The 12149-nt window shown below is 64.6% G+C and carries 10 protein-coding genes; 8 read left to right on the top strand and 2 right to left on the bottom strand.

Annotation, left to right across the window (positions count from 1 at the left end):
* A partial coding sequence (locus tag IV113_RS25875; protein WP_291091276.1) for a signal recognition particle receptor subunit alpha occupies positions 1 to 511 on the bottom strand: 511 nt, incomplete at its 3' end.
* Between the two features lie 173 nt (positions 512 to 684).
* Between IV113_RS25875 and ccsA the strand changes: the two genes are divergently transcribed.
* From ccsA to IV113_RS25835, 8 genes are all read left to right on the top strand, one after another.
* Complete coding sequence (ccsA, locus tag IV113_RS25870; RefSeq protein WP_291091274.1) at positions 685 to 1485, top strand: cytochrome c biogenesis protein CcsA; 801 nt, start codon at positions 685 to 687, stop codon at positions 1483 to 1485.
* Between the two features lie 12 nt (positions 1486 to 1497).
* Positions 1498 to 1746, top strand: coding sequence for a PP0621 family protein (locus IV113_RS25865; protein ID WP_291091272.1), 249 nt, complete (start codon positions 1498 to 1500; stop codon positions 1744 to 1746).
* A 48-nt stretch (positions 1747 to 1794) separates the two neighbouring features.
* On the top strand, positions 1795 to 3585 hold the full coding sequence (locus tag IV113_RS25860) for a HAMP domain-containing sensor histidine kinase (RefSeq protein ID WP_291091270.1): 1791 nt from the start codon (positions 1795 to 1797) through the stop codon (positions 3583 to 3585).
* 18 nt (positions 3586 to 3603) lie between these two features.
* The gene (locus IV113_RS25855; protein ID WP_291091268.1) at positions 3604 to 5100 is read left to right on the top strand and encodes a sigma-54 dependent transcriptional regulator; all 1497 of its coding nucleotides are present in this window, start codon (positions 3604 to 3606) and stop codon (positions 5098 to 5100) included.
* Positions 5090 to 5698 carry a 1,6-anhydro-N-acetylmuramyl-L-alanine amidase AmpD gene (ampD, locus tag IV113_RS25850; protein ID WP_291091266.1) on the top strand — a complete coding sequence of 203 codons (609 nt, stop codon included), beginning with the start codon at positions 5090 to 5092 and terminating at the stop codon, positions 5696 to 5698. The genes IV113_RS25855 and ampD overlap by 11 nt, the downstream gene beginning before the upstream one ends.
* A gap of 446 nt (positions 5699 to 6144) precedes the next feature.
* On the top strand, positions 6145 to 9063 hold the full coding sequence (locus IV113_RS25845; protein ID WP_291091264.1) for a ribonucleoside-diphosphate reductase subunit alpha: 2919 nt from the start codon (positions 6145 to 6147) through the stop codon (positions 9061 to 9063).
* Positions 9064 to 9204: 141 nt separating this feature from the next.
* Positions 9205 to 10407: a ribonucleotide-diphosphate reductase subunit beta gene (locus tag IV113_RS25840; protein ID WP_291091262.1), complete on the top strand. Its 1203-nt coding sequence runs from the start codon at positions 9205 to 9207 to the stop codon at positions 10405 to 10407.
* Positions 10408 to 10633: 226 nt separating this feature from the next.
* Positions 10634 to 11182: a histone H1-like DNA-binding protein gene (locus IV113_RS25835; protein WP_082585556.1), complete on the top strand. Its 549-nt coding sequence runs from the start codon at positions 10634 to 10636 to the stop codon at positions 11180 to 11182.
* A gap of 71 nt (positions 11183 to 11253) precedes the next feature.
* Here IV113_RS25835 and IV113_RS25830 read toward each other — a convergent pair whose 3' ends face one another.
* Positions 11254 to 12144, bottom strand: a complete 891-nt coding sequence (locus IV113_RS25830; protein WP_291091260.1) for a carbohydrate kinase family protein — start codon at positions 12142 to 12144, stop codon at positions 11254 to 11256.
* Positions 12145 to 12149 lie beyond the last annotated feature (5 nt).

The raw sequence follows: 12149 nt of genomic DNA, 5'->3' as shown, positions 1-12149 counted from the left end.
TGTCCACCGGCTTCTGGTCGGGCGTGCTCGGGAACCACTCGGCGCCGGCCTGCGCCGTCACGGTCTTGAGCTGTTCGATGGCGGCGGGGCGGTAGACGTCGCCCGACACCGTGAGCACCTTCTTCTTGCGCTTCTCGATCAGGTGTTTCGCCAGCTTGGCGGTGGTGGTGGTCTTGCCGGCCCCCTGCAGGCCGGCCATGAGGATGACGGCAGGCGGCTGCGCCGCGAGGTTGATGTCGGCCACGCCGTCGCCCATGGTGAGCGCCAGCTCGCGGTTGACGATGGCCACCAGCGCCTGCCCGGGGGTGAGCGAACCCACCACCTCCTGGCCCAGCGCCTTCTCTTTCACCCGGGCAATGAAGTCGCGCACCACCGGCAGGGCCACGTCGGCCTCCAGCAAGGCCATGCGGACCTCACGCAGCATGTCGGTGACGTTGGTTTCGGTGATGCGGGCCTGGCCGCGCATTTCCTTGACGATGCGTGAGAGTCGGTCGGAAAGGGCTGATGCCATGCTGCGCTCGGTTGGAAGGAGAAGAACCCGCCGGCCGCGGGGTCCGCGCCGGCTGGGATGGGTGTCGGGCCATTGGCCGGGAGACTGGCGGCTGGCAACGGTCAAGGCCGTTAAACTCCGCCAATGATTTTAGCCGCGCCCACCCCCAGCCCGCTGCGCGCGCGCCATCCCACATGAACCTGCTGCCATCGCTCGCGACCAGCCTGCCTGCGGTGGTGCTCTCAGGCCTTGCGGCACTGGCCTATGCCGTCGTGGCCTGGGTCCATCCCCGTGCGTCAGCGATGCAGAGCCGCGCGCTGCTCACCGTGGCCTGGTTGCTGCACCTGGGTGTGCTGGTGCTCGGCCTGTTCGAGCACCCCGCGCGTTTCGGCTTCGCGCCCTCGTTGTCGGTCACCGCCTGGCTGGTGCTCACCGTCTACATGATTGAAAGCCGCCTGTACCCTCAACTGCGCGAGCGCTGGACCCTCGCCCTTCTGGGCACGGCGGTGGTGCTGCTGGCCATGGTGTTTCCGGGCACGCCCTACCCCGCATTGCGCTCGAACTGGATGCCCCTGCACTGGGCGCTGGGCATCGCCTCTTACGGACTCATCGCGGTGGCGGTGGTCCACGCCTGGCTGATGCAGCGCGCCGAGAAGGCCATGCGACTGGGCACCTCCGCAGAAACCGACATGCCGCTGCTCACGCTGGAACGCCTGACCTTCCGCTTCCTGTCGGCCGGGTTCGTGCTGCTCACGGCCACGCTGCTGGCGGGCTGGTATTTCTCCGAGCTGCTCAACCACCGCTGGGTGTGGGACCACAAATCGGTCTTTTCGGTGTTGTCCTGGATCACCATGGCCGTGCTGCTCTGGGGGCGCTGGCGCCTGGGATGGCGTGGCCGCTTCGCTGCCCGCATGCTCTACCTGGGCGCGGGGCTGCTGCTGCTGGGTTATGCCGGCTCTCGCTTCGTGCTCGAAGTCCTGCTGCAGCGCAGCTGAACCACTGCCCACATGAAATACCTGCTCGTCCTGGCCGTGGTGATGGTCGCTTTCTATGTGTGGCGCCACAACCGCATCACCGACCGCTCGGACGCCTCGCGCCCGCCACCTGCGCCCCCAGGCGCACCGCGCCTGCCGGTCGTGATGGTGGCCTGCAAGCAATGCGGCACCCACCTGCCCCAGGGCGACACGGTGCAGGGAACCCTGGGCCCCTATTGCAGTGCCGAACACCGCCGGTTGAAGGAAGGCGCGTCGACATGAACACGCTGTACCTGACGTTGGCCGACGCACCCCATCAACGGAACTGAGATGGCCCGAGAAGACAGCTCGCAGTTCGCACCCTCCTGGTTCGTTGCTTTCGAAACCGGCAACAACCAGGGACGTGAGCAGCGCCTGCGCGCCTTCGTTCGACTGTGGGTGGCTTTCATGCGGGCGCGCGTGTTCATCGCGCTCGTGTTGCTGGCACTGCAGATCTTCATGGTCGTCACCGGCACGGGCGGCCCCGACTGGCTGTTGCTGCTGGCAGCCGTGCACCTCACCGCCACCCTGGTGGTGCTGTACGCCTGGCGACCAGTGGAGCAAGGCACGCCGATCCAGCTTCAGTGGGTGCTGACCATCGGCGTCGATGCGGTGGTGTTCGCGCTGCTGCAGTTCTTCCAGACCGGCTCGATCAACTACACACCGCTGTTTGCCCTGCCGGTGCTGCTGGCCTCCATCCTCGGTCCACTGTTGCTCGCCCTGGCCACGGCTGCGTGCGTGACGCTGTTCCTGCTGACTGAAGTCTTCCTGAGTGCGCCGCTGTTCAGCGACCTCGCCACCGCGCAGTTCCTGCAAGCCGGCCTGGCCAGCACCGGCTTCTTTCTGGTGGCGGTGCTGGCCAACCAGCTGGCCATCCGCCTGGCGAAAGAAGAGGCCATGGCCTCCAGCAGCCAGGCCGCCGCACGCACCCAGGCGCAGGTCAACGAACTCGTGATCGAGAGCCTGAGCGTGGGCGTGCTGGTGGTCGATCCGCACGGCGTCGTGCGCAACGCCAACCCCGCCGCGCAGATCATGCTCATGGGCGAGGCCTATCCCCAGGCCGCCAAGCTCCTACTCTCGGCACGGCCCAGCTGGAGCCACCTGTCCGACCTGGTGAGCGAGACCTTCGTGCTCGGACAGGCACTCGAGACGGAGACCACCATCGACAACGAGGACCGGCCCAGCCAACGGCTGCACGCCCGCACGCGACTCACCTCGCGTGGTGGACGCAGCACCGGCCTGTGCGTGTTGTTCCTGGAAGACCTGCGCGAGGTGGAAGCCCGCGTGCGCACCGAGAAGCTCGCGTCCATGGGCCGCATGTCGGCTGCGGTGGCACACGAAATCCGCAATCCGCTCTCCGCCATCACCCAGGCCAATGCGCTGCTGGATGAAGAGGTGAAAGACGCCTCGCAAAAGCGGCTGATCCACATGATCGAGCAGAATGCCCAGCGGCTCTCGCGCATCGTGGACGACATCCTCAACGTGGCCCGGGCACAGCCCGTGCGCGGCGACGGCTCCACCCCCAGCATGGCGTTGGACCCACTGGTGCGCCAGATCACGATGGACTGGCTGCGCCAGAACCCGGCCAAGGGCGTGCTCGGTGTGCACCTGCATGCGCCCCAGGCCCATGTGGAGTTCGATCCCGAACATTTGCGGCGCGTGCTGGTCAACCTGCTGGACAACGCACTGCGCCATGCATCGGGCAAGCCCTCATCCATCCGCGTCGTCACCCAGCCCAATGGCAGCGAGCACAGCCGTCTCTCGATCTGGAGCGACGGCCAGCCGCTGGAAGCCAGCGTGATGCGCCACCTGTTCGAGCCCTTCTTCTCATCCGAGAGCCGCTCCAGCGGCCTGGGCCTGTACATCTGCCGCGAACTCTGCGAGCGCTACGGCGCCCAGATCGCTTACCAGCGCGTGCGGCTGGATCAGCTGGAAGGCAACGAGTTCTTCGTGTCGATGCCCAACGGCCATGCCGGCCCGCAGCCCGTGCAACAAAACCTGGCCTACCCCGGGGGCGAATCGCGGCCCTTCAGCACCCGTTTCAGCCCGACCCTGGGCGATCCCCCACTGGCCCCGAGCTGAGCTTCAGCTCGCACACCCATGGCCACCAGCCCCAACACCCCGTCCATCTCGGCCTCCGTGCTCGTCGTCGACGACGAGCCCGATCTGCGCACGCTGTACGAGCTCACCTTGCTGCGCGAAGGCCATGCGGTGGTGGCTGCCGCCGACCTCGCCCAGGCGCGAGAGTGGCTGGCCCAGCAACGCTTCGACGTGCTGATCTCCGACATGCGGCTGCCCGATGGCCTGGGGTTGGAGCTGCTGCGCGAACTCACAGACGCCCAACGCACCGAGAAGTGCATCGTCATCACCGCCTTTGGCTCGGCCGACAACGCGGTGGAGTCGCTCAAGGCGGGCGCGTTCGACTACCTCACCAAACCGGTCGACCTCAAACAATTGCGCAACGCGGTGACGCAAGCGGTGCAAAGCCAGCGCCATCCGCTCATGGGCAACCAGAAGCGCACGGGCGCCGGTGCCGAGCCCATGCGCAGTGCCCCACCGCCGCCCTCGGGCTTGAAGTCGCTCTCGCGCATCGTCGGCCGTGCGGCCAGCATCGTGCAGATCAAGGGCCGCATCGAGAAGGTGGCCACCAGCATGGCGCCCGTGCTGATCCTCGGCGAGTCGGGCACCGGCAAGGAGCTGGTGGCGCGCGCCGTGCACGACTGCAGCCACCGCAGCGCCGGTCCCTTCGTGGCGGTGAACTGCGGCGCCATTCCCGAGAACCTCATCGAGGCCGAATTTTTCGGCGCGCGCAAGGGCGCCTACACCGGCGCCACACACGACCGCGAAGGCTACTTCCAGGCGGCCAAAGGCGGCACGCTTTTTCTCGACGAAATCGGCGACCTGCCGCTGGCCATGCAGGCCAAGCTGCTGCGCGTGATCCAGGAGCGGCGCGTGCGCGCACTCGGTGGTGTGCAGGAAGAAGCCGTGGACGTGCGCCTGGTCAGCGCCACGCACCGGGACCTCACCGCCCTGGTGCAGGCCGGGCAGTTCCGCCAGGATCTGTTTTACCGGCTCAACGTGATCGAGCTGCGCACACCCTCGCTGCGCGAGCGGCGCGACGACCTGCCCGAGCTGGCCCGCGCGCTGCTGCAACGCATCTGCAACGAGTCGGGCCAGCCCGCACCCGAACTCTCGATCCAGGCACTCGACTGGTTGAAGGCGCGTGAGCTGCCCGGCAACGTGCGCGAACTGGAGAACCTGCTGCAACGCGCCCTGGCCCTGAGCAGCGGCAGCCAGCTGGAGCCTGAGGACTTCGGTGACACCGACGATTCGGACGAGATCCCCACCCAGCCCGACCAGTTGCCCGATTCGGTGATCGCCGCTGCAGCGGCGTCGACTGTGCCCGAAGAAATCCCTGCCGACCTGCAGTCCTACCTCGACGAACAAGAGAAGCAGGTGCTGCTCAAGGCACTGCGCGAATGCGACTTCAACCGCACCGCGGCCGCGGCCCGGCTGGGCCTGAACCTGCGGCAGATGCGCTACCGCATCCAGCGCCTGGGCATCGCCATGCCGTCCAGCGACGACGATGCGACCTGAAACGTTTGAAGCGTCCTGGGCCGGCGGCTGGCTGGCTTCGGCGCGCCATTGCCCATCCCCCAACCACGGCCCCAGGCCTGCGGGCGCGCTGATCGACCTGATCGTGCTGCACTCCATCAGCCTGCCCCCCGGCGTGTATGGCGGGCCCGAGGTGGAGCAGCTCTTCACCAACGCGCTCGACTGGGACGCCCATCCCTACTTCGGGCAGATCCGGGGCATGGAGGTCTCGGCCCATTTCTTCATCCGCCGAGATGGCGAACTGGTGCAGTTCGTCGACGTCGATGCGCGCGCCTGGCATGCCGGCCCCTCCAGCTGGCGGGGCCGTGAGAACTGCAACGATGACTCGATCGGCATCGAGCTCGAGGGGCTGGAGGGTGAGCCGTTCGAAGCCGCGCAATACGCCACCCTCAGCCAGCTGTGCCACCGCTTGAAAGAGCGCTATCCGGTCACACACATTGCGGGCCACGAACACATCGCACCCGGCCGCAAACAGGACCCGGGCCCCGGATTTGACTGGGCGCGTCTGCAACACGACTTGGCTTGGTCAAGTGCGTATTTTCCCGATGCGGTGACCGGCGCGAATCCACCCATCGCCTGAAACGCAAGGTCGGGCGCACTCCACCATCACGGGCCCTCACGCCTTTCGCGGCACACCGAGGCAAATCGCGCTGCAACGCCCGCCGTTGCTGCTCCCAAACGGCAGCGCCCAGATTTTTCGGGCACTCCAGGCCGCCTTGTCCCGGCGCGCCTTTTTGGTGCGATCAGGCTCACGTCAAAACAGCCCGAACCCCACTCCATCTGCCGAGGTGGTTTTTTCTCCAAACACTACCTGTAGTGCCTTGAAGAGCACCCACACACCAGATATAGTGTGTGTTCCGCGTTTCCAGTTTCGACACACTCCACGTTGCTCCGGCCTGTTTTCACCCCGCTGAGAACCTTCGCATTGCCCTGAACAACGCCGCGAACCCGAACTGAAACCGAACGTCCTGCTCCCCGACCCCGTGCCCTGCGAGCAGGCTCATCACAAAAAATGAAAGAGGAACCATGCTGACCGCTTCCCCCAACACATCCGCTCCGACCGCCTCCCAGAAGCAGCCCATCGGTTCATCCACGTCTGCTCCCACGGCCGCGAGCGGCTCGGTGTTCGCCCAGTACCAGATCATCCGCCGCAACGGCGCGGTGGTCTCGTTCGAACCCAGCAAGATCGCCGTGGCCATGATGAAAGCTTTCCTGGCCGTGCACGGCACCCAGGGTGCCGCATCGGCCAGCGTGCGCGAGACGGTGGATGAGCTCACGCAGAACGTGGTGCGCGCCCTGATGCGCTCGCGCCCCGGCGGCGGCACCTTCCACATTGAAGACGTGCAGGACCAGGCCGAACTCGGCCTGATGCGCAGCGGCCACCACGAAGTCGCCCGCGCCTATGTGCTCTACCGCGAGCGCCGCACCCAAGAGCGCGCCCACCAGGCCGAAGTGGCCAAACCGGTGGAAGCCACGCTGCACGTGATCGACGGCGGCCAGCGCGTGCCGCTCGACCTGCAGCGCCTGCAGGCCCTGATCGCCGATGCCTGCAGCGGCCTGGGCAAGGACATCCACGCCGACCCGATCGTGGCCGAGACCAAGCGCAACCTGTACGACGGCGTGCCGATCGAAGAGGTCTACAAGGCCTCCATCCTGGCCGCGCGCACGCTGATCGAAAAAGACCCCGACTACACCTACGCCACCGCGCGCCTGCTGCTGCACACCATCGTCAAGGAAGTCATGGGCGAAGAAGTGCCCTCCTCCGAGATGGGCGCGCGCTATGCCGACTACTTCCCGCAGTTCATCAAGAAGGGCGTGGACAACGACCTGCTCGACGAACGCCTGCTGCAGTTCGACCTGGCCCGCCTGGGCGCCGCGCTCAAGCCCGAGCGCGACCTGCAGTTCGACTACCTTGGCCTGCAGACCCTGTATGACCGCTACTTCCTGCACGTGCGCAAGACCCGCATCGAGCTGCCGCAGTCGTTCTTCATGCGCGTGGCCATGGGCCTGTCGCTCAACGAGATCGACCGCGAAGCCCGCGCCATCGAGTTCTACGAGGTGCTCTCCTCGTTCGACTTCATGTCGTCCACCCCCACCCTGTTCAACAGCGGCACCCTGCGCTCGCAGCTCTCCAGCTGCTACCTGACCACCGTGCCCGACGACCTCGACGGCATCTACGAGTCAATCAAGGAAAACGCACTGCTCTCCAAGTTCGCCGGCGGCCTGGGCAACGACTGGACCCGGGTGCGTGCCCTGGGCTCGCACATCAAGGGCACCAACGGCGAGTCGCAAGGTGTTGTGCCGTTCCTCAAGGTGGTGAACGACACCGCCGTGGCGGTCAATCAGGGCGGCAAGCGCAAGGGCGCGGTCTGCACCTACCTGGAAACCTGGCACCTGGACATCGAAGAATTCCTGGAGCTGCGCAAGAACACCGGCGATGACCGCCGCCGCACCCACGACATGAACACGGCGAACTGGATTCCCGACCTGTTCATGAAGCGCGTGATGGAAAAAGGCGAGTGGAGCCTGTTCTCGCCCAACAGCGTGCCCGACCTGCACGACCTGTTCGGCGCCGACTTCGAGAAAGCCTACGTGGCCTACGAAGAGAAGGCCGCGCGCGGCGAGATCAAGCCTTACCGCAAGGTGCCCGCCAGCGACATGTGGCGCAAGATGCTCTCGATGCTGTTCGAGACCGGCCACCCCTGGATCACGTTCAAGGACGCCTGCAACGTGCGCTCACCGCAGCAGCACGCCGGTGTGGTGCACAGCTCCAACCTCTGCACCGAGATCACGCTCAACACCAGCGACACCGAGACCGCGGTGTGCAACCTGGGCTCGATCAACCTGCTGCAGCACTTGAAAGATGGTCAGATGGACCACGACAAGCTGCAGAAGACGATCAAGACCGCGATGCGCATGCTCGACAACGTGATCGACATCAACTACTACGCCGTCAAGAAGGCGCGTGACTCCAACATGCGCCACCGCCCGGTGGGTCTGGGCGTGATGGGCTTCCAGGACGCGCTGTACGAACTGCGCATCCCCTACGCCTCCAACGAAGCGGTGGAATTCGCCGACCGGTCGATGGAAGCCGTCTGCTACTACGCCTACTGGGCCTCCACCGAACTCGCTCGCGAGCGTGGCCGCTACGCCAGCTACAAGGGCTCGCTGTGGGACAAGGGCGTCCTGCCACTCGACACGCTCGACCTGTTGTCGCGCGAACGCGGCGGGTATGTGGACGTGGACCGCTCGGTCAGCCTCGACTGGGACGCGCTGCGTCAGAAGATCGCCACCGACGGCATGCGCAACTCCAACTGCGTGGCCATCGCACCGACCGCGACCATCTCCAACATCATCGGCGTGGACGCCTCCATCGAGCCTTGCTTCGGCAACCTCTCGGTGAAGTCCAACCTCTCGGGTGAATTCACCGTCATCAACGGCTACCTGGTGAAAGACCTGAAGCGGCTGGGCCTGTGGGACGACGTGATGGTCATGGACCTCAAACACTTCGACGGTTCACTCCGCCCGATCGACCGCGTGCCGCAAGAAGTGAAGGCGCTATACGCCACCGCGTTTGAAGTTGAACCGCTGTGGCTGGTGGAAGCCGCTGCGCGTCGTCAGAAGTGGATCGATCAGGCGCAAAGCCTGAACATCTACATGGCCGGCGCATCGGGCAAGAAGCTCGACGACACCTACAAGCTCGCTTGGTTGCGCGGTCTCAAGACCACTTACTACCTGCGCACCACGTCGGCCACGCAAGCCGAAAAATCCACCGGCCGCACGGGACAACTCAACGCCGTGTCGCTCGACGCAACCACTGCAGGCATGGCCGCCACCACCGCTGCCAATGCAGCCGCCGCATCGAGCGCAGCCTTGTCCGAAGCACCCGCCACCGACATCAAGTTCTGCGCGATCGACGACCCCGGTTGCGAAGCGTGTCAGTAAATCAGCGAGGCTTTGTGTGATGTGTGCTGTGTTCTTCGAGATGCAATCGATGCGACACAGCAACACAAACACAGCGCATCGCGCACGAGCACTTTGCAATTCATGCAGACACTTTGATAATCCGAGGAATTGGAAACACCTATGTTGACCTGGGACGATCACACCACGCCCTCCACGAAGCCAGCGAACAACCCCATGCCTTCCGGCATGCAGGGTCTGCAAGCCTCACTGTCGAGTGAGCGCACCGCCTCCTCTGCACTCGCTTCTCCCGCCTCTTCATTCGTTTCGAATGCCGCGCCAGCGAAGGCGCCCGCCGCAGCCGCAGGTCGTCGCGTCAACGCTGCCGACAAACGCATCATCAACGGCCAGACCGACGTCAACCAGCTGGTGCCGTTCAAGTACAAGTGGGCCTGGGAAAAATACCTCGCCACCTGCGCCAACCACTGGATGCCGCAGGAAGTGAACATGAGCCGCGACATCGCGCTCTGGAAAGATCCCAACGGCCTGACCGAAGACGAACGCCGCATCGTCAAGCGCAACCTCGGCTTCTTCGTCACCGCCGACTCTCTGGCCGCCAACAACATCGTGCTGGGCACCTACCGCCACATCACCGCGCCCGAGTGCCGCCAGTTCCTGCTGCGCCAGGCCTTTGAAGAAGCGATCCACACGCACGCCTACCAGTACATCGTGGAGTCGCTGGGTCTGGACGAGTCCGAGATCTTCAACGCCTACAACGAAGTCCAGTCGATCCGCGACAAGGACGAGTTCCTGATCCCCTTCATCGAAGCGATCATGGACCCGAACTTTCACACCGGAACCCCCGAGACCGACCAGCGCCTCTTGAAGAGCCTGATCGTCTTCGCGTGCCTGATGGAAGGCCTGTTCTTCTACGTCGGCTTCACGCAGATCCTGGCGCTGGGTCGCCAGAACAAGATGACCGGTGCCGCCGAGCAGTACCAGTACATCCTGCGCGACGAGTCCATGCACTGCAACTTCGGTATCGATCTGATCAACGCGATCAAGATGGAGAACCCGATGCTGTGGACGCCTGAGTTCAAGGAAGAGATCAAGCAGCTGTTCCTCAAAGCCGTCGAGCTCGAGTACCGCTACGCCGAAGACACCATGCCGCGCGGCGTGCTCGGCATGAACGCTTCCATGTTCAAGGGCTATCTGCGTTACATCGCCAACCGGCGCGCCACGCAGATCGGCCTTGAGCCCATGTTTCCGAACGAAGAGAACCCGTTCCCCTGGATGAGCGAGATGATCGACCTCAAGAAGGAACGCAATTTCTTCGAAACCCGCGTGATCGAATACCAGACGGGCGGCGCCCTGTCTTGGGACTGATGCCACCGCCGGGGTCGCACTGCCTATTTGGATCTACCCTCACATGCGTTTCAACATTTCAGAACCTTGCCACCGGCACTTTGGTGCCGTGGGCAGGGCTCTGTCACAGGATTCAACACCTTGGGGCCAGCCGTGGATGCATCCACACGGCTCCAGCGCGTTGAATCACTTCACCGGCACAGTGACCGGATGAAGTGCTCTTTGCAACTTGATCAAGGAGAAAACAATGGCAACTGCGAAAAAAGCCCCGGCTAAAAAAGCTGCGGTAAAAAAGGCCGCCCCGGCCAAGAAAGTCGCTGCGAAGAAAGCAGCTCCTGCGAAGAAGGCCGCCCCGGCCAAGAAGGTTGTCGCGAAGAAAGCTGCACCGGCCAAAAAGCCAGCAGCGAAGAAAGCGGCTCCTGCGAAGAAGGCTGCACCGGCGAAGAAAGCCGCTGCAAAGAAAGCTGCACCGGCCAAAAAGCCGGCAGCCAAAAAGCCAGCGGTGAAGAAGGCTGCACCGGCGAAGAAAGCCGCTGCGAAGAAGCCTGCGGCGAAGAAAGCAGCGCCTGCGAAGAAGGCTGCACCGGCGAAGAAAGCCGCTGCGAAGAAGCCTGCTGCTAAAAAAGCAGCGCCTGCAAAGAAGGCAGCTCCGGCCAAGAAGGCCGCCGTCGCGAAGGCAGCCCCAGCAAAAAAAGCTGAGCCGGCCAAGAAGCCGGCGGCCCCTGCTGCTCCTGCGGCTCAAACGAAGCTCAATCCGCAGGCTGCCTGGCCGTTCCCCACGTCCAGCAAGCCCTGAAGTCGTCCTTGAGATGACTTGCAGCCCGGCGCGAAAGCGCCGGGCTTTTTCATGCCCGCTTCACTGCTTCTTCAAACCGCAGGCGCGGTGTAGTTCTGGCCACCGCGGGTCGATATCTTGGCTGCGCCCATGCGGTTGCCCAGGTCAGCGCAACGCGCCAGCGACCAGCCTTGCTCCAGCCCGTGCAACAGCGCAGCGCGGAACGCGTCGCCGCAGCCAGTGGGGTCGACCACCTCTGTCGCCTTCACGCCGGGGACCACGGTCTTCTGACCACCTTCCCACACCTCGCACCCATGCTCTGCCAGCGTGACAATGAGTCCGCGCACGCGGGCCGCGATGCCTTCGAACGAGAGACCCGTTCGATCGGACAGCATCTTGCCTTCGTAGTCGTTCACGGTGATCCAGGTGGCCAGTTCGATGAACTGCTTGAGCTCCTCGCCGTTGAACATCGGCAAGCCCTGGCCGGGATCGAATACGAAGGGCACGCCCGCTGCGTGCAACTGTTTCGCGTGGGTCAGCATCGCGTCGCGGCCATCGGGCGAGATGATCGCCACCGCGATGTCCTTGCGCGCGGGCACGGGATTGTCGTGGGCCATCGACATGGCGCCGGGGTGGAACGCGGTGATCTGGTTGTTGTCGCGGTCCGTCATGATCATGGCCTGCGCGGTGTAGCTGTCGGCCGCGCTTTTCACATGCGCGGTGTCCACGCCCAGCGCCTGCAGACGCTCCAGGTATTCCTGGCCATCGTTGCCCAGCGTGGCCAAGGGCACAGCGTGTGCTCCCAATTGCTTCAGGCCATAGGCGATGTTGCCCGCGCAACCACCGTACTCACGGCGCAGGGCGGGAACCAGAAACGACACGTTGAGGATGTGCAACTGGCTGGGCAGGATCTGCTCGGCGAAGCGACCCTCGAACGTCATGATGGTGTCGAAAGCAAGCGATCCGCAAACAAGAATGGGCATGGTGA

This window comes from Hydrogenophaga sp., assembly GCF_018780385.1.
In the GTDB taxonomy this organism is placed as follows: Bacteria; Pseudomonadota; Gammaproteobacteria; order Burkholderiales; family Burkholderiaceae_C; genus Hydrogenophaga.
Note: the sequence above shows the minus strand (reverse complement) of the source record. Positions and strands in the feature narration are given on the sequence as shown.